This is a genomic window from Nostoc sp. (assembly GCF_036917815.1).
In the GTDB taxonomy this organism is placed as follows: Bacteria; Cyanobacteriota; Cyanobacteriia; order Cyanobacteriales; family Nostocaceae; genus Nostoc.
In genome coordinates this window covers 11,718-29,968 of sequence record NZ_JBALEK010000085.1, presented here as the reverse complement: position 1 = coordinate 29,968, position 18,251 = coordinate 11,718, and the positions used below count along the sequence as shown (strand labels likewise).

The 18,251-nt window shown below is 45.0% G+C and carries 14 protein-coding genes and 1 pseudogene; 9 read left to right on the top strand and 6 right to left on the bottom strand.

Translation table 11 applies throughout. From position 1 onward, the window contains the following. Positions 1 to 503 precede the first annotated feature (503 nt). Positions 504 to 1,754 carry a class I SAM-dependent methyltransferase gene (locus V7K97_RS25315; protein ID WP_334803738.1) on the top strand — a complete coding sequence of 417 codons (1,251 nt, stop codon included), beginning with the start codon at positions 504 to 506 and terminating at the stop codon, positions 1,752 to 1,754. Positions 1,755 to 2,231: 477 nt separating this feature from the next. Next, positions 2,232 to 3,110, top strand: a complete 879-nt coding sequence (locus V7K97_RS25310; protein WP_334803737.1) for an NAD(P)-dependent oxidoreductase — start codon at positions 2,232 to 2,234, stop codon at positions 3,108 to 3,110. Positions 3,111 to 3,469: 359 nt separating this feature from the next. On the opposite strand, the gene V7K97_RS25305 is transcribed toward V7K97_RS25310, so the two are convergent. Continuing rightward, positions 3,470 to 5,560 carry a chromosome segregation ATPase gene (locus tag V7K97_RS25305; protein ID WP_334803736.1) on the bottom strand — a complete coding sequence of 697 codons (2,091 nt, stop codon included), beginning with the start codon at positions 5,558 to 5,560 and terminating at the stop codon, positions 3,470 to 3,472. Between the two features lie 154 nt (positions 5,561 to 5,714). Next, on the bottom strand, positions 5,715 to 6,620 hold the full coding sequence (gene hslO, locus V7K97_RS25300; RefSeq protein WP_334803735.1) for an Hsp33 family molecular chaperone HslO: 906 nt from the start codon (positions 6,618 to 6,620) through the stop codon (positions 5,715 to 5,717). A gap of 199 nt (positions 6,621 to 6,819) precedes the next feature. Between hslO and V7K97_RS25295 the strand changes: the two genes are divergently transcribed. Both V7K97_RS25295 and V7K97_RS32165 read left to right on the top strand, forming a co-directional pair. Continuing rightward, positions 6,820 to 7,206 (top strand): hypothetical protein, encoded by a 387-nt coding sequence (locus V7K97_RS25295; RefSeq protein ID WP_334803766.1) that lies wholly within the window; start codon positions 6,820 to 6,822, stop codon positions 7,204 to 7,206. Positions 7,207 to 7,246: 40 nt separating this feature from the next. Next, positions 7,247 to 7,357, top strand: a pseudogene (locus V7K97_RS32165) (cysteine peptidase family C39 domain-containing protein); the annotation flags it as partial. A 24-nt stretch (positions 7,358 to 7,381) separates the two neighbouring features. On the opposite strand, the gene V7K97_RS25290 reads toward V7K97_RS32165, so the two are convergent. From V7K97_RS25290 to hisD, 4 genes are all read right to left on the bottom strand, one after another. Continuing rightward, on the bottom strand, positions 7,382 to 7,996 hold the full coding sequence (locus V7K97_RS25290; protein ID WP_334803734.1) for a hypothetical protein: 615 nt from the start codon (positions 7,994 to 7,996) through the stop codon (positions 7,382 to 7,384). 50 nt (positions 7,997 to 8,046) lie between these two features. Further along, complete coding sequence (locus V7K97_RS25285; RefSeq protein ID WP_334803733.1) at positions 8,047 to 8,211, bottom strand: hypothetical protein; 165 nt, start codon at positions 8,209 to 8,211, stop codon at positions 8,047 to 8,049. A 19-nt stretch (positions 8,212 to 8,230) separates the two neighbouring features. Further along, positions 8,231 to 8,656, bottom strand: a complete 426-nt coding sequence (locus V7K97_RS25280) for a universal stress protein (protein WP_334803732.1) — start codon at positions 8,654 to 8,656, stop codon at positions 8,231 to 8,233. Positions 8,657 to 8,904: 248 nt separating this feature from the next. Further along, positions 8,905 to 10,206, bottom strand: a complete 1,302-nt coding sequence (gene hisD, locus V7K97_RS25275; protein WP_334803731.1) for a histidinol dehydrogenase — start codon at positions 10,204 to 10,206, stop codon at positions 8,905 to 8,907. A 282-nt stretch (positions 10,207 to 10,488) separates the two neighbouring features. Here hisD and rpsT point away from each other — a divergent pair, with 282 nt between their 5' ends. From rpsT to V7K97_RS25250, 5 genes are all read left to right on the top strand, one after another. Further along, complete coding sequence (gene rpsT, locus V7K97_RS25270; RefSeq protein WP_334803730.1) at positions 10,489 to 10,782, top strand: 30S ribosomal protein S20; 294 nt, start codon at positions 10,489 to 10,491, stop codon at positions 10,780 to 10,782. A 71-nt stretch (positions 10,783 to 10,853) separates the two neighbouring features. Continuing rightward, positions 10,854 to 11,639 carry a TatD family hydrolase gene (locus tag V7K97_RS25265; RefSeq protein WP_334803729.1) on the top strand — a complete coding sequence of 262 codons (786 nt, stop codon included), beginning with the start codon at positions 10,854 to 10,856 and terminating at the stop codon, positions 11,637 to 11,639. A 507-nt stretch (positions 11,640 to 12,146) separates the two neighbouring features. Beyond that, the gene (locus tag V7K97_RS25260) at positions 12,147 to 12,395 is read left to right on the top strand and encodes a hypothetical protein (RefSeq protein ID WP_334803728.1); all 249 of its coding nucleotides are present in this window, start codon (positions 12,147 to 12,149) and stop codon (positions 12,393 to 12,395) included. Between the two features lie 68 nt (positions 12,396 to 12,463). Further along, complete coding sequence (gene rpoB / locus V7K97_RS25255) at positions 12,464 to 15,853, top strand: DNA-directed RNA polymerase subunit beta (protein WP_334803727.1); 3,390 nt, start codon at positions 12,464 to 12,466, stop codon at positions 15,851 to 15,853. A 258-nt stretch (positions 15,854 to 16,111) separates the two neighbouring features. Next, a complete protein-coding gene (locus V7K97_RS25250; protein WP_334803726.1) occupies positions 16,112 to 17,989 on the top strand; it encodes a DNA-directed RNA polymerase subunit gamma in 1,878 nt (625 codons plus the stop codon). The last annotated feature ends 262 nt before the right edge of the window (positions 17,990 to 18,251 follow it).

Below are 18,251 nucleotides of genomic sequence, written 5' to 3'. Positions count from 1 at the left end.
TAAATTATCCAAATAAACGTAGACGCTGCATCGGCTTGCCGCAGGCTACCACAGAGACAAGGCAGCGCGGTCTTCTCACATTGGGAGAAGGGGAGACGCTAAAAGCGATAGCGCCGGCGGGAAGCGAGTCCGCGTACCCTTACAGGGAAGCAAGCTACGCTTTTAGCGTCTCGTAGAGAGCGTCTGGGGGTTTACCCCATGAGCGACTGCCGCGCAGAGAACACAGAGAGAGGATAAATAGAGAGGGTTTTGTGTCGGTTTTGGGATATTTTTTTATTTGTCAGTCCCTAAACAAGTAGTTTAAAAACACACCCTAGTAGTCTGTCAACCTAGTTTTGAGGGGTTCGTAGTTGCGCTTTAGCGCTAAAGCGCAACTACGAACTAATTGACGAATAAATTTTCTGTAGAGACGGCGATTTATCGCGTCTCTCTAACCGTCAAAATGAATTTGACACACTCTAGTCCTATTCAATTATTTTCTTTTGTCCCCAATCTCAAATTTTATGGATTCAAATCCAGCATTATGTGTAGCGATCGCAAATCACATTACCAACAGTCCCCAGCAGCGAATCACTTTTGCTGAATTCATGGATATGGTATTATACCACCCTGAACATGGCTACTATTCCAGCGATGCAGTGAAAATTGGCTTTGAGGGTGGTGATTTTTTTACTTCTCCTAACCTCTGTGCTGATTTTGGCGAGTTACTAGCAGAACAATTTTTGCAAATGTGGGAGATTCTAAAAAAACCTGTACCCTTTTCTCTGGTAGAAATGGGAGCAGGTCAAGGACTGCTAGCTTTGCATATCCTCAAATATCATCAACTGCACTACCCAGATTTTTTTACCGCGCTGGAGTACATCATTGTTGAAAAGTCGCCAGTTTTAAGACAAGAACAGCAGCAACGCTTGCAAGATTTCCCTGTACGTTGGTGCAATTTAGAGGATATACCACCAAATGCGATCGCAGGCTGCTTTTTTTCTAACGAATTAGTAGATGCTTTCCCCGTTCATCAATTCATCCTAGAAACAGGAAAACTCCGAGAAATTTATGTGACAACACCACAAAACCTAACCCCCCAACCCCCTTCTCTTCTAGGGAAGGGGGAGAAAGACTCCCCTGCCCTCATAGGGGAGGGGTTGGGGGAGAGGTCAAATTTTGCATTTGTAGAAGTCACAGGGGAACCTTCAACACCCCAACTAGCTGAACATTTGGATTTAGCGGGAATCGACTTGAGCCAAAGTGCATATCCCGATGGCTACCGTAGTGAAATTAATTTAGCGGCTCTAGACTGGTTGAGTATAGTAGCAGACTGCTTGCAGCGCGGCTATGTGTTAACAATTGATTATGGTTACCCCGCCAGTCGTTACTATAATCCCAGGCGATCGCAAGGAACGCTACAGTGTTATTATCATCATCGTTTCCATGACAATCCCTATATCAATATTGGGCGACAAGATATCACTGCCCACGTTGACTTTACAGCCTTGGAACGCTGGGGTGAAAAGTGCAATTTAAAGAATGTTGGTTTTATCCAGCAGGGATTATTTTTAATGGCGTTGGGTTTAGGCGATCGGATTGCAGCCCTTTCTGATCAAAAGCAACCCCTCTTGCAGTTACTACAGCGACGGGACGCACTACACCAACTTATAGATCCCACAGGACTGGGCGGTTTTGGAGTTCTAGTTCAGAGCAAAGGTCTGGAAGACACAGAAATTTCTCAACCACTAAAAGGATTGACCGTGCCAGAGTAAAGGTAACTTTAAAAAGTTAAAACTCTATTTAAGAATGGAGTATCAATCTTATTTAGACTAGGATAACAGTGATTAGTGTAAACTTAAACACAATACAAAAGTAATAATTATGACGACTCATGACTTGCTAATGCTAGCAACACTACTTACTCCAGGTATTTTACTTTCAGTGATAATTATGGCAACTTTTGCTGCTGGTGGTTGATTGTCACGTGAACGGATTTTAGATTTTAAATTTTGGATTGAAGATTTAAACCTCAAAAAGGTTTATATGCGAACAGCATCTCCTTGGCGCAGCCTCTCGTAGAGAAGAGTTACCCCTGAGTTTATACTCGTTCCGCGAGAAGCAAGCTACGTGGAATAAATCTAAAATCCCAAATCTAAAATTAAATGACAGAGCCAATGACTTGATTGCTAGAGTCAATCTAAAATCCCAAATCCAAAATTGTTTGACGCTGTATTAAAGGAACGTGAAAAATGAAGGTGGCATTTCTGGGAACTGGACTAATGGGACTACCAATGGCTCAAAGGTTATTAGCCGCAGATGTACAGCTAGTTGCCTACAATCGTACCCCAGAAAAATTAGCACCACTACAAGCAGCTGGGGCTGAAATTGCTACACATCCCCGCCAAGCCATTCGTGCTGCTGAGTGCGTGATCCTCATGCTTACTAATGCCCCGGCCATTTATAATGTGTTGCTTTCAGATACGGCTTGGCAAACTTTGGAAGGTAGCACAATCATTCAAATGGGAACAATTACTCCCACAGAAAGCCGGGAAATTAGAGATGCAGTTGTTGCTGGTGGTGGTGAGTATTTAGAAGCACCTGTATTAGGGAGTATCCCGGAAGCCAAGGCTGGCAAGTTGAGTGTTATGGTAGGGGCAGAGCCAGAACAATATGAACGCCACTTAAAGTTACTCCAAAATTTTGGCACAGAACCTTTACTTATAGGACCAGTGGGATCTGCGGCGGCTCTGAAATTGGCACTAAATCAACTAATAGCTTCCCTAACAACTAGCTTTGCTCTGAGTCTAGCTTTTGTCCAGCGTCAGGGTGTCGATGTGGATGTGTTTATGGAAATATTGCGCCATAGTTCACTCTATGCACCTACCTTTGACAAAAAGCTACAACGGATGTTGGATAAGGATTATGCTAATCCCAATTTCCCCACAAAACACTTGCTTAAAGATACAGAATTGTTTATCTCAGAAGCAAAATCTCAAAGTTTGGATCTCAGTAGTATTAAAGGAGTGCGGCAAATCTTGCAAACAGCCGTAAAAATGTCATTTGCTGATGATGATTACTCATCACTATTTTCTGTGATTAAGGAATGGGGAGAAGCGATCGGGGAATAAATTTTTGTATTGCTTTAAAACCTCCTTCTGAGTCTCTGGCTGGAAATGCACCTCAGTACGGCTCTGCTGCAAGTCAATAGGCAAAGCCTCCCATTAGACATTTCCAGTCATATCATGTCCGTATAAATAGTTATGATTCGCACAGTCATTGCACCCCACCCCCAACCCCTAAGATATCTTCGGGAGGGAAGACAAAGCGTAGCTTTGGCGGGGTGGGGTTCTTCGGGTTTAATAAGTAATCAAGCGGACATGATATCAGAGACTGGGAACGAGACAAAACCCTGATTTTTCCTTAGTTCGCGGAGGCGGACTTTGTTTGTGTAGCCGCGACTTCCAGGCACCCTGGCTCTAAGTTGACACTACTGCCCATTAGTAGTAGATGGAGAAAATGGTGTAGTCGTTGATGGAGGAAATGGTTGAGATTCAGGCTGAGGCTCAGGTTTCGGTTGAGGATTGAGAAAATCCTGCCAAGTCTTAATTTGCTCTTGCGCTGCACTGTAAGCAGCACTACCGCGTGGAATCGATTTGGCAATGTCAATGCCTCTAGCAATATCAGACTGACCTTGAGAGCGGGCGATTTCTAACAATTGCTGACTCCACTGATCGATAGCCTGATTCGCATCCATACGTAAGATGTTATTGTTTGAAACCCGATCCGCCAGCCGTATTGCCTCAACCAAGGCTTCTGGCGTACCAGCCGCCCCCACTTCCTGGGCTTTTTTCCAGTTTTCTTTGGTGCGGATTTCCCCTTCCCAATCATTGATCGCAGCTTGTGCTTCCCCAGAAAGCGCCCTTCCCGACGAGGCAATTTGTTGAGCTGCGCCAATGGCGGCGGTGAGATTTCCACTTTGAGCCAGTTCTCGTGCTTGATCTAAGTAGGGCTGATCTTGAATTCGCTGAATTTTTCCGATCCAAGTCCGAATTTTTTTCCGTGCTTCTGGATATAATGCCCGACCTCTACGAATTTCATTCGCCTGGTTGATCGCAGCTTGCAAGGAGTTAATATCGTCGAATACTGCTATCTGTTCGGCGCGATCTAAATAAGGTTGGTCTTCAATTGTCTCTACTTGGGCACTCCAGCGATCTATCTCTTGCCTCGCTTCTGTAGCCCTGGGATTACTCGCAGGGATGAGCTGTACTTGGGCGATCGCTGCTGTTAAATTGGGGATTGTTCCCTGACTAGCCAATATTCTCCCTTTTTCCAGATTTGCAACATCTTCGATTTCCAACTGCCAACGAGCAATAAGTTGCTGTGCCTCGTCATAAACTGGTCTGGAAGGATCAATTTGTTGTGCTTGAGCGATCGCTGCCTGTAAACCAGAAACGTTACCGATCCAAGCACTCCTTTTCGCATCAGCTATGGCAATAAAGTCATCGGTTTCGCCTTGTAGTTTCGTACTTTCTGGTATTTGCCTAGCAATATTCAGCGCTTCATCCGCATCCTTCTTGTCTAGTTTTGCCTGTGCCAATCCCAGCATTTTGCGTCCAAATGCGGGAATCGCTTCCTGAGCTTTTTGGTAAAGGTAACTTTCTTGCCCAATGGACTCGGCTAACTTGATCGCTTCTAATAAATTATCGACAACTTTGCTGTCTGCTAAACTTTCGGCTTTTCCTAACTTATCGCCATCTTCCCGCGCTGTGGCGATTAGACGATTCAATTGGTCGTATTTAGTACCCGCCCAGTATTGATTATCTACACGCAGCATTTTGGCGGATAACATAAACGCCGATTGCCAGTGCCGTTCCTTGACTTCGGCGATCGCACCGTTGTATGTCGCTTCTGCCTTTGACCAAATTGTTTGCCATTTGTCAACTTGTTCATCGACTAATTTATAAGCGGCTACGTCTTCGGGGATTTTCTTGGCAGTAGCGATCGCTTCCTCTAAATTCCCAGTTTGGAAACTTTGATCGGCTAGCTTCAAAATATCCCGCGACCATTCTTCGATGAAACGATCAATTTCTCCATGCAACGGGTGATCTTGTGGTAGTTGCTTCACCAGAGCGATCGCTTGCAACAGGTCATTCACAGTCTGCTTAGAAGCCGCCAACTGAGCGCAGTGTAGTCGCACCGAAGCACTAGCTAAAGGCCAGAAAATCGAGGGGCAATTAGGGGCAGTGGGCAACTTTAGTAGCATTGCCATTGCCAAGAATCCGACACTGCCAGGAATCAACAATAGCAGTACTAGCCATAATGTCCAGCTTTTCATCCAGCGTGGCCATTTCCCCGAATTACTACTGAGTTGGGCAGTTTCTTCTGAATTACTATTTATAGGTAATCCTTCCCGATGGTTTTTTTTTCGCCGCTTCACTGACTTGGAGTTATAACCAGTAGCTGGGACATCAAATGGCTGAGTTTCACCGAATTGTTCTGTTCGGGATAAGCTTTCGTTTTGATCTGGCTTTCTTCCACTGGCTGAAGACCAACTGTCTGGAATATCCCGCTCTGTCATCTCTCACACCAAAATAATTGAATAGCGCTCTGTTTTAAGTCGATAATTCCATTGTTGACATAGTAACTTTCTGATGATTAAAAAGCTACTTTTTTGATTATCTCTCTCCACAGAGTACCATTATCAATCTAAAAAATCAGTGCTATTTTATACTTTATCCTAAAACAGCAGATTCAGCTTGCAAATCGGCAATTAGTTGAGCTAACTGCTCGCTAGTTGCCTGGTAGACGTTGCCGCAAAAATCGCAAGTTGCTTCAGCCCCATCATCTTTAATAATCATGTCTTGCAATTCAGCTTCTCCTAAAATCTTCAGTGCGCCTAAAACGCGATCGAAAGAACAACCACAATGGAAGCGCAGCAATTGCCGTTCGGAAAAGATTTCCAGCCCCATATCTCCCAACAAGTCGCCAAAGATTTCCGGTAACGTCTTCCCAGCTTGCAACAACGGCGTAAATCCTGCTAGACCGGCAACCCGTGATTCCAACGTTTCTACCAAGGCTTCATCTCTGGCAGCTTTGGGTAATATTTGTACTAGTAATCCTCCAGCCGCACTTACTCCCCCGGCTCCCACGAACACACCTAAAACTAAAGCCGAAGGTGTTTGTTCGGAATTCACCAGATAATGAGCGACATCATCACCAATTTCCCCAGAAACTAGTTCTACCGTACTAGAGTAAGGATAACCATAACCGATATCCCGCACAACATAGAGGTAGCCGCCACCTACCGCACCACCAACATCTAGCTTCCCTTTGGCATTGGGCGGCAATTCCACAGATGGATTCCCGACATACCCGCGTACCGTACCATCTAAGCCTGCATCTACCAATATCCCACCCAAAGGCCCATCGCCCTTTACCCGGACATTGACCCTCGATCCAGTTCGCTTCATACTAGAAGCCATTAACAAGCCCGCCGCCATAGTCCGGCCCAGTGCTGCCGTTGCCACATAAGAAAGCTTGTGGCGTTGCCGTACTTCTTCTGTTAAACGTGTGGTGATCACACCTACGGCACGAATTCCACCTTCGGCTGCTGTTGCACGAATTAACTGATCCGCCATGAATCACCTTACATTTCTTAACAAGTTCACATTTTCTATTCTAAGTTCTCTGCTGGTAGAAAAGTAGCTTAGTAGGGTGCTACGCAAATAAACGTCTGTCATTGATCATTGGTCATTAGTTATTTACAAAGGACTAATGACTAAAACTATTTGCAATATTAGAAATAGCGATGTCTCACCTTTAGGTAATCCGATAAAAATGCTGGGTAATTTTCAACAAAGCCAACTGCGGATCGAAATCGAAGCCTCAACAGATGCAATTCGTGACAGTCTGCTGCATCCGGTGCAACTAGAAAAATGGCTCTTAGGGCAACGCTTTGCGCCAGGAATGCCAGAAGAACTGCTTCCCGGATTCCAGTTTACAACCTGGACTGGGCCAGTGGCGATTCATCATCAAGTAAACGTTGTCAAATCCAACTGCCTGCGCTTGGTACTTAGTGGAGGTATCGACGGGTTCCACGAATGGTACTGGGGAGAAGGTTGGGTACAGTCCCGCTTGGAAGGAGTTTCAATTTTGCCCTTAAATTTGGGTCAAACGCTGAGTTTGTTTAGCTTGCGTCAATTTCTGGCGACTCAAGGGCGTTGAATTGACTGAATGTAGGGACAAGGAAAATCCCCTTGTCTCTATGTGTCTTTGCCTTGCTACTATTGCCAAACACTATAAACGTAATCTAAGCATCAACCGCATCCGCGAAGCAGTAGGAACAGGACAACAAGGAACTACATTATTAGGTTTAAATCCTTAAATTATTTTTAAACGTTTAGGACTTAGAAATAATACCTACAATAATTTTTATCAGCGTAGATAAATCTTCTGGAACTTGATAGCGTTTCTGATCTTGAGTCACCTGACGATTCCCACGATGGTAAACCCCAAAACGCCAGTCTTCACCAGTCGTAACTGCACCATATAGAAGTTCAGATGTAGATTTAGTCCATTGATCAAGTGCTACTAATTCAATGGCGAGTTGAGTAAATCCTCTAACTAAATCTGATTGTTTGGCTTCGATAACTAATAAATTTTGAGGTGCTGCAATATAGTAGTCGAGAGTCCCTTTCAGATAGTCGTTGACAGCAATAGAATACTCGATATTGAGTCTCTGATTAGTTAAATGGCATACTTCAAACAAAATTGGGCCAATTAAAGCTTCGCGTCTAGTAGTTTCATTAACTAAATCAATATGAGAGAAATTACGCCGAAGTTGCTGCTGTAAAAATTGGATATCTAAAGTTTCTGATGATTCAGGTAATGTGAGATTTTTCCTTTCAATAGTGCAATTTAATTCGGCTAAAATATCATCAATCGTGAAAGGCAATTCAAAATATCGGCTGAAAGTATAAGATTCACCAACTTGAAGAATGCGGCGGGAACTCATAAAAAACCTCAGCCAGATTTATCCTGTTAATTTTATACAAACTTAGTCAACTAACTGCCAATTTGAACAATGATTGCGTCTGTTACCGCCCCATGTTGTCCACTTCCCAAACTTATGGGAATTAGTTCTCTATTGACCAATTCATAGCGGGTATCAGTGCCATCATCATATTTCAGATATTCTTCAAAGGTTAGTTTTGGGGTGGTTCTAGTCATTGCTTCCCCTGGCAAATTTTTACCTTGATTTTACGACTAACACTGAACATTTAGCTTCTTCTACAACTTGACTGCTAACAGAACCCTGAACAATTCGCTTCATTCCCATCAACCCCCGACTGCCAATTATGATCAACTCAATTTTGTAAATATTGGCAAGGCGAATAATCTCTTCGGCAGGATCACCAGTTACCAATTCTAACTCACTTGTGACTAATAACTTTTCCTGATAGGATTGCAACTGTTTTTCAATATGAAAATAAGAAAATGTTGGGGAATCTGGCTGAGGACCATCGGCGGGTAGTTCCATCTCTGACTCTGGTGTGGGAAATACATGACAGAGAATAACCTTGGCATCTTTTGACAACGCCAAATTATCTAAAGTCTGAATTACTCGTTCTGAAATTTCCAAACCGTCCAGAGCTACCAAAATATTGTTTAGCACCGCTCTTGTCTCCTAAAAAGTAGACTCCTTACATAAGTATCTAGCAAAATTAGTCGGCAGCGACACTAAACCAATTTTTTATTTGCCAACTTAGTTTATGTAGTTTATGTCTTGAGGCTGCTTGCGTTGTAGCAACTGCTCTGGAGAAGCTTTTCACGAGTTTCTAGGAGAGGTTTTTCCTCTCCCAGAAACTACCGTCGGCAATGCCCGACTTGTGGACGCATAAGAAAAAAATTAAGCATTCCAAATCACTCTTCTCGCTGAACTCGGCGTCGGACTGAATCAGCATGAGAAGGTAAACCCTCTGCTGTTGCTAACACATCAATAGCACCAGCCACATTTTGCAGTGCGGTTTGGGAGTATTGAATAATACTGGAGTGCTTGAGGAAAGTTTCAACCCCTAATGCCGAAGCATAGCGGGCAGCACCAGAAGTTGGCAAGGTATGGTTAGGGCCTGCCAAATAGTCTCCTACGGCTTCTGGTGTTGAGTAACCTAAAAAGATTGCCCCAGCGTGGCGAATCTGTGGTAATAATGCCCACGGATCTTTGATTTCTAGTTCCAGATGTTCGGGGGCAAATTCATTTGAGAGTTCTGCTGCTGCTTCGAGGGATTCCACAACGACAATCAAGCCGTAATGAGCGATCGCTTTTTCTGTGTCTATTCGCCGTGGGTGATCCACTAGCTGTCTTTCTAAGGCTAATTGCACGTTTTTTGCCAACGCAGCATCCGTCGTCAGCAAAATTGCTGCTGCCATTGGATCGTGTTCGGCTTGGGCTAGCAAGTCAGCAGCTACATGCACCGGATTTGCGGTTTCATCGGCAATCACTAGCACTTCGCTAGGGCCTGCCAAGGAATCAATGCCGACGGTGCCATAGACAAGTTTTTTCGCTAGGGTGACATAAATGTTCCCAGGTCCAGTAATTACATTCACTTTCGGAATCGTTTCTGTACCATAGGCTAAAGCGGCGATCGCTTGTGCGCCCCCAATGCGATAAATTTCTTGCACCCCTGCTTCTTGGGCAGCTACCAACACTGCTGGGTTAATAGCACCCCCTAGACCTGGTGGTGTCACCATCACCACGTGGGGTACAGCAGCAACATGAGCCGGAATTGCATTCATCAGTACTGTACTGGGATAGGAGGCACGGCCACCAGGCACATACAACCCGGCTCGATCTACGGGGGTGTAGCGTTTGCCCAGCACTACTTCATCATCGCCAAAGTGTACCCAGCTTTTTGGGACTCGCTGACGATGAAACGCTTCAATTTGGCGGCAAGCTAGCCGAATTGCGCCCAACAACTCCTTTGACACCTGTTGATAGGCTGCATCCAGTTCCGAGCCTGTAACTCGGAGTTCTTCTGCTTTGAGGGTTTGTTTGTCAAATTCGGCTGTGTAATGCAATACAGCTTTGTCGCCTTGGCGCTTCACTGCTTGCAAAACTTCCCGCACCGTTGCTTCTTTGTGAATAACCTGTTCGTCATGGGTGCGATCGCAGATCCGTTGTAGTTCTGCTCTGACGTCTGCCTGCTGAGTAATGATTCGCAGCATGGAGTAAGGAGAATGCCAAAATTATAATATTGCCATCTGAGATTTAGTATTGCTCTTGACCCACTGGGTCGTACAAGCTGACTCTAATTCTCTTCTCTAGCTTAACCTGGATTTTTTTGATACTCTCAAGGCTGCCACCATTGATTATTCATTCATCCATCTCAAATGCCCCATAGCCAATCCCAGAAATTTTTTAGGAAATTATAACATTGGCAATTTGGATGCTATATTAGTAAGTCTAGTAGTGTGTGTACATAATTAATAGTATTTTTGGAATTGACTGTGGCGAATACAAAGTCTTCTCTCAAGCGTGCCGAAATCGCAGAACGTAACCGACTGCGTAACAAAGCTTATAAATCAGCAGTCAAGACGCTGATGAAGAAATACTTTAATGCTATAGCTGCCTATACAGCTAATCCTACCCCAGAATTAAACCAAGAAGTTCAGGCTCGGTTATCTGAGGCTTACGGCAAAATCGATAAAGCGATCAAACGGGGTGTCCTTCACCCCAACAATGGGGCAAGGAAAAAGTCAAGATTGGCTCACAGGCTAAAACCCTTACAAACAGCTGAGTAGTCATTGGTCATTTGTCCTTAGTCATTAGGTCATAAGACAAAGGACTAAGGACAAACAACAAAGGACAAAAGATGCAACTGATAGACACGCACGTTCATCTCAACTTTGAGAGTTTTCAGCCGGATTTAGCAACAGTGCGATCGCGGTGGCAAGAAGCAGGTGTAGTGCGTTTAGTACATTCCTGTGTTCACCCGGAGGAATTTTCCAGTATTCAATCCATCGCCCAAGAATTTCCCGAAATCAGCTTTGCTGTAGGGTTACATCCCTTAGATGCTGATAAATGGAATAGCGAGACAGCCGAGAAAATCAAAACTTTAGCAAGTTCTGACTCGAATGTGGTAGCAATTGGGGAAATGGGGCTGGATTTTTACAAAGCTGATAACTCCGAGCAACAGTATATGGTGTTCGAGTCACAGTTAGCGATCGCGTCTGAACTCAACTTACCAGTGATTATCCACTGCCGCGACGCTGCTGTGGCAACTAGAGAAGTGTTGCAAAAATGGCGGGAACTCAAAGGAGAAAGAGTCCGGGGTGTCATGCATTGCTGGGGAGGAACGCCAGAAGAAACTCAATGGTTTCTCGATTTAGGGTTCTATATCAGCTTTAGCGGAACGGTAACGTTCAAAAACGCCAAAGCAATCCAATCATCAGCAGCGATGGTGAGTAGCGATCGTCTACTGATTGAAACAGACTGTCCATTTCTGGCTCCAGTTCCCAAACGGGGCGAAAAGCGCAACGAGCCAGCCTACGTGCTTTATGTAGCCGAGCAAGTAGCGAAACTGCGCCAGGAAACAGTAGAGGCGATCGCCCATCAAACCACCCAAAATGCCTGTGAGTTATTCGGTCTGTCAATATAAAATGTGCCCTAGGTCTTTTGTTAAGTTGTGCTAAAAAAATAAAACTTTAGGGGGAAAAAAATATGCTAATATTATTCCCTCAAAAACATTTTGCTTGCGCCATAATGATAAAGGAAGGAACCTAAAACTTCTCATCTAAATTTTCCGTGCTGTTATGGCTTGGCCATCCTCCAAATCTCTACAAGCGGATGCTCTCCAGATAATCACTAACTGTGCCAACCCAAATTGAGCTAGACTTTTGCCAAACATCAGCCTGGTGTGTATTGAACCTATTCAAAATCGTTAAACAAAATTGCCTTGTGAGTACAATTCAGCAAAATGAAGTGATTCTGATTCCAATCCGGCAAGGTACGGATCATTCCCTCCGTCTGAGGATATCTAAATTCTCACTGAGAGTATAGACATCGGAGTGGATTTTAAGACACACCGTGTGGAGCTGCGTCAGCAAATTAACGCGCTTTTTGGAGGGGAAATGAGGAAAGTAAGTCAAACTCAGGAATATTTCAATTGTATATTCTTTTTGAAATGGGGATTGAGCATGAAGCATTGGGTACAGAGTGGAAAGACTTTCAGCAAATTATTTGCTACTCCTGTGATCCCCAAGTCCCTAGTACCCATTACCCAGACACTATTAGGGGCGATTACCCCATTGTCAAAATTGCTCATTCCAGCCAGCTTTCATCGCTGCGTTTGTCCACACCTGTAAATAGCAAGTGTGTAACAGAAAGTTCCCAAACAGCTAAGGACACTGGCTAGCAGTGGGAAGCGTCAAATAGCAGTGTCCAAGGAAAAATTTATTTAACCAGGTTGACAAAGGTAGAGGCATGACTAAAGAAACATATATGGAACCGGCCTTTCTGTTGCCCGACTTGATTGAAATCCAGCGCTCAAGCTTTCGCTGGTTTTTGGAAGAAGGGTTGATAGAAGAACTTAACTCCTTTAGTCCGATCACAGATTATACGGGCAAATTAGAACTGCACTTTTTGGGTCATAACTACAAACTCAAGGAGCCAAAGTACAACGTCGAAGAAGCCAAACGGCGGGATAGTACTTATGCCGTCCAAATGTATGTTCCCACAAGGCTGATTAATAAGGAAACCGGGGAAATCAAAGAGCAAGAGGTATTCATTGGTGATTTGCCTTTGATGACCGATCGCGGCACGTTTATTATTAACGGAGCCGAACGGGTAATTGTCAACCAAATAGTGCGATCGCCAGGAGTCTACTACAAATCAGAAATAGACAAAAACGGGCGACGGACTTATTCAGCTAGCTTAATTCCCAACCGGGGAGCATGGCTGAAATTTGAAACAGACCGTAACGATTTGGTGTGGGTACGCATTGACAAAACCCGCAAACTCTCAGCCCAGGTACTCCTAAAAGCTTTAGGCTTATCAGACAACGAAATATTTGACGCCTTACGCCATCCCGAATATTTCCAAAAAACCATCGAAAAAGAAGGGCAATTCTCTGAAGAAGAAGCCCTAATGGAGTTATATCGCAAACTCCGTCCGGGTGAACCACCCACAGTCTTAGGTGGACAACAACTCCTAGACTCTCGTTTCTTTGACCCGAAACGTTATGACCTCGGTCGCGTCGGACGCTACAAGCTCAACAAGAAATTGCGCCTTTCTGTCCCAGACACAATGCGGGTATTGACTGCTGGCGATATTTTGGCAGCCGTAGATTACCTGATCAACCTAGAATATGACATTGGTAATATCGACGACATCGACCACTTGGGCAACCGCCGGGTGAGAAGCGTCGGTGAATTGCTGCAAAACCAAGTGCGGGTCGGCTTAAACCGCTTAGAGAGAATCATTCGGGAACGGATGACCGTATCCGATGCCGAAGTGCTGACCCCCGCTTCCTTGGTGAACCCCAAACCATTGGTAGCAGCAATTAAAGAATTCTTTGGTTCCAGCCAGTTAAGTCAGTTCATGGATCAAACCAATCCTCTGGCAGAACTGACCCACAAACGCCGACTCAGTGCCCTAGGTCCTGGTGGTTTAACCCGCGAACGCGCCGGCTTTGCCGTGCGGGATATACATCCTAGTCACTATGGACGCATTTGCCCCATTGAAACACCAGAAGGCCCCAACGCCGGATTAATTGGCTCCTTAGCAACCCATGCGCGGGTGAACCTGTACGGATTCCTAGAAACACCGTTTAGACCTGTAGAAAATGGGCGAGTCAGATTTGACGTGCCTCCAGCCTACATGACAGCCGATGAAGAAGACGACTTGCGCGTTGCTCCTGGGGATATTCCTGTAGATGAAACTGGGCATATTATCGGGCCATTAGTGCCAGTCCGCTATCGCCAGGAATTCTCCACCACAACACCAGAACAGGTAGACTACGTAGCCGTATCTCCAGTACAGATTGTATCGGTAGCAACCAGCATGATTCCCTTCTTGGAACATGATGACGCTAACCGAGCGCTGATGGGATCGAATATGCAACGGCAAGCAGTACCGTTACTCAAGCCAGAACGTCCTCTAGTGGGTACTGGTTTGGAAGCCCAAGGAGCCAGAGACTCTGGGATGGTGGTTGTATCGCGTACCGATGGCGATGTCACTTATGTCGATGCCACAGAAATTCGCGTCCGTACTTCTCTACGAGAGGCTGCGCCAACGGCTACGCTCAATAACCATACTTCTCTACGAGAGGCTGCGCCAACGGCTACGCTCAGTAACCATCCGAAACCGAATACCCCAGAAATTAGATACACCCTTTCCAAATATCAACGTTCCAACCAAGATACCTGTTTAAATCAGAAACCTCTGGTCCGCATTGGTGAGCGGGTTGTTGCTGGTCAGGTGCTAGCTGATGGCTCCTCTACCGAAGGCGGTGAACTGGCGCTAGGACAAAATATCGTCGTTGCCTATATGCCTTGGGAAGGCTACAACTACGAAGACGCCATTTTAATCTCTGAAAGACTGGTGCAGGATGATGTCTACACCTCAATTCACATTGAAAAATATGAAATTGAAGCCAGACAAACAAAATTGGGGCCAGAAGAAATCACCAGAGAAATTCCCAACGTCGGGGAAGATGCCTTGCGTCAGTTGGATGAACAGGGAATCATTCGCATTGGGGCATGGGTAGAAGCTGGTGATATCTTGGTAGGAAAAGTCACACCCAAAGGTGAATCTGACCAACCGCCAGAAGAAAAACTATTGCGGGCGATATTCGGTGAAAAAGCGCGGGATGTGCGGGATAATTCCTTGCGAGTCCCCAACGGTGAAAAAGGGCGTGTAGTTGACGTGCGCTTGTTTACTCGTGAACAAGGGGATGAACTACCACCAGGAGCCAATATGGTAGTCCGGGTGTATGTTGCCCAAAAACGTAAAATCCAAGTTGGCGACAAAATGGCAGGACGCCACGGTAATAAAGGGATTATTTCTCGGATCTTACCGGCGGAAGATATGCCTTATTTGCCCGATGGTTCACCAGTGGACATCGTACTCAACCCGTTGGGTGTACCCAGTCGGATGAACGTTGGACAAGTATTTGAGTGCCTCTTAGGTTGGGCTGGTCAGACCTTGGGAGTACGATTTAAGATTACTCCCTTTGACGAAATGTACGGTGAAGAGACATCCCGGAGAATTGTACATGGCAAATTGCAAGAAGCCCGGGACGAAACAGGGAAAGACTGGGTGTATAACCCAGATAATCCCGGCAAAATCATGGTGTATGACGGTCGGACAGGTGAACCCTTTGACCGAGCAATTACTATTGGTGTGGCTTACATGCTGAAACTGGTGCATTTGGTGGATGATAAGATCCACGCCCGTTCAACTGGACCTTACTCACTGGTGACACAGCAACCCTTGGGTGGTAAAGCTCAACAAGGTGGTCAGAGGTTTGGGGAAATGGAAGTGTGGGCATTGGAAGCCTTTGGCGCCGCTTACACCTTACAGGAATTGCTGACAGTTAAATCTGACGATATGCAAGGACGGAATGAAGCGTTAAATGCGATCGTTAAAGGTAAGGCAATTCCTCGACCTGGAACTCCAGAATCCTTTAAGGTGCTAATGCGCGAATTGCAATCATTGGGGTTAGACATTGCCGTACACAAGGTAGAAACCCAAGCAGACGGCAGTTCCCTAGATGTGGAAGTGGATTTGATGGCAGACCAATCAGCCCGTCGCACACCTCCACGACCCACTTATGAATCTCTTTCCCGCGAATCGCTGGATGATGACGAGTAAAGAAGTCAAAAGTTAAAAGGCAAAAGGCAAAAGAAGAAGAAAACAATCACAGTTTTTCTTTGAGCTTTTTTCTTGACTTTGCCTTTTGACTTTCTCATTCTTTTACCTTTTTACTTTTTACTAAAGAAGTCAAAAGCTAAAAGGCAAAAGGCAAAAGAAGAAGAAAACAATCACAGTTTTTCTTTGAGCTTTTTTCTTGACTTTGCCTTTTGACTTGATCATTCTTTTACCTTTTTACTTTTTACTTTTTACTTTTGTATGAGACCTGCCCAAACTAATCAGTTTGACTACGTAAAAATCGGCTTGGCTTCCCCAGAACGCATTCGGCAGTGGGGCGAGAGAACATTGCCCAATGGTCAAGTAGTCGGTGAAGTTACCAAGCCAGAGACGATTAACTACCGAACTCTCAAGCCAGAGATGGATGGCTTATTTTGTGAGCGCATCTTTGGTCCGGCGAAAGATTGGGAATGTCATTGTGGCAAGTATAAAAGAGTCCGTCATAGAGGCATTGTTTGTGAGCGCTGTGGGGTAGAAGTTACCGAGTCACGGGTGCGTCGCCACCGCATGGGCTACATTAAACTCGCTGCCCCAGTAGCTCACGTCTGGTATCTCAAAGGCATTCCTAGCTATATTTCCATCCTGTTGGATATGCCCTTGCGGGATGTGGAGCAGATAGTCTATTTCAACTCTTATGTTGTGCTGAGTGCAGGTAATGCCGAAAGTTTAAGTTACAAACAGCTACTGAGTGAAGACCAGTGGTTGGAAATAGAAGACCAAATTTATAGCGAAGATTCTGTGCTGCAAGGCGTAGAAGTCGGGATTGGGGCGGAAGCGCTGTTGCGTTTGCTTGCCGATATTAATTTAGAGCAAGAAGCGGAAAGCCTACGGGAAGAAATTGGCAACGCTAAGGGACAAAAGAGAGCCAAACTAATTAAGCGGTTGCGGGTAATTGATAACTTTATCGCCACTGGTTCCAAACCAGAGTGGATGGTAATGGCAGTTATTCCGGTGATTCCCCCCGACTTGCGCCCAATGGTGCAACTAGATGGCGGACGCTTTGCCACCAGCGATTTAAATGATTTGTATCGGCGGGTTATTAACCGCAACAATCGTTTGGCACGCTTGCAAGAAATTTTGGCACCAGAGATTATTGTGCGGAACGAAAAGCGGATGCTGCAAGAAGCAGTGGATGCTTTGATTGACAATGGTCGTCGGGGACGCACTGTGGTAGGGGCAAATAACCGTCCCCTAAAATCTTTGTCTGACATTATTGAGGGTAAGCAAGGACGTTTCCGACAAAACTTGTTAGGTAAACGGGTTGACTACTCTGGGCGTTCGGTGATTGTGGTCGGCCCCAAGCTGAAAATTCACCAGTGCGGTTTGCCTAGAGAAATGGCAATTGAGCTATTTCAACCATTTGTGATTAACCGCTTGATTCGTAGCGGCATGGTAAATAATATCAAAGCTGCGAAAAAGCTGATATCGCGTAATGACCCCAGTGTTTGGGATGTGCTGGAAGAGGTGATTGAAGGACACCCTGTAATGCTAAATCGGGCACCAACGTTGCACCGTTTGGGTATTCAGTCCTTTGAACCAATTTTAGTAGAAGGTAGAGCGATTCAATTGCATCCTCTGGTGTGTCCAGCATTTAACGCCGACTTTGACGGCGACCAAATGGCGGTACACGTACCGTTGTCGTTAGAAAGTCAGGCTGAGGCGCGGTTGCTGATGTTGGCTTCTAACAATATTTTGTCACCAGCTACAGGTAAACCGATCATCACACCCAGCCAAGATATGGTGTTGGGGGCTTATTACTTAACAGCAGAAAATCCCGGCGCCACAAAAGGTGCAGGAAAGTACTTTTATTCGCTCGATGACGTAATTATGGCTTTCCAGCAAGACCAAGTTGACTTGCACGCCTATATTTACGTGCGGTTTGATGGTGAAATAGAATCAGACCAAGCGGATATAGAACCCCTGGAAGTGACGGAAAATGACGATGGTACCCGAACATTACTCTATAAGTTCCGCCGAGTAAGACTTGACGCTAAGGGCAATGTACTTTCCCAGTATATATACACAACTCCTGGCCGCGTTATTTACAACAATGCCATTCAGGAAGCACTAGCAAGCTAAGGGAGTGGGGGATTAAGAAGTAAAAAGTAAAAAGTCAAAAGATAATCCCGATAAATAAATTTAGGGGATTTAATAAGGACGTATTATTTCTCGTGCTATGCATCTCGAAATAAATGTTTTTATTTGATTCCATAAATAAATTTAGTTGCTCTCAAACCATTTTTCTTTTTCTTTCTTTTACCTTTTTACTTTTTACTTTTGCCTTGTTTGGTGATGAGTTAGGAGTTAGGAGTTATGAGTTTTTATTCCTAACTCCTCACTT

Bases quoted from the DNA above. Each gene is read 5' to 3' on its own strand.
- V7K97_RS25295 (WP_334803766.1), top strand. From the start codon at position 6,820: ATGCTGGGTAATTTTCAACAAAGCCAACTGCGGATCGAAATCGAAGCC.
- hslO (WP_334803735.1), bottom strand. From the start codon at position 6,620: ATGGCGGATCAGTTAATTCGTGCAACAGCAGCCGAAGGTGGAATTCGT.
- hisD (WP_334803731.1), bottom strand. From the start codon at position 10,206: ATGCTGCGAATCATTACTCAGCAGGCAGACGTCAGAGCAGAACTACAA.
- V7K97_RS25290 (WP_334803734.1), bottom strand. From the start codon at position 7,996: ATGAGTTCCCGCCGCATTCTTCAAGTTGGTGAATCTTATACTTTCAGC.
- V7K97_RS25285 (WP_334803733.1), bottom strand. From the start codon at position 8,211: ATGACTAGAACCACCCCAAAACTAACCTTTGAAGAATATCTGAAATAT.
- V7K97_RS25315 (WP_334803738.1), top strand. From the start codon at position 504: ATGGATTCAAATCCAGCATTATGTGTAGCGATCGCAAATCACATTACC.
- V7K97_RS25310 (WP_334803737.1), top strand. From the start codon at position 2,232: ATGAAGGTGGCATTTCTGGGAACTGGACTAATGGGACTACCAATGGCT.
- rpoB (WP_334803727.1), top strand. From the start codon at position 12,464: ATGACTAAAGAAACATATATGGAACCGGCCTTTCTGTTGCCCGACTTG.
- V7K97_RS25305 (WP_334803736.1), bottom strand. From the start codon at position 5,560: ATGACAGAGCGGGATATTCCAGACAGTTGGTCTTCAGCCAGTGGAAGA.
- V7K97_RS25250 (WP_334803726.1), top strand. From the start codon at position 16,112: ATGAGACCTGCCCAAACTAATCAGTTTGACTACGTAAAAATCGGCTTG.
- V7K97_RS25265 (WP_334803729.1), top strand. From the start codon at position 10,854: ATGCAACTGATAGACACGCACGTTCATCTCAACTTTGAGAGTTTTCAG.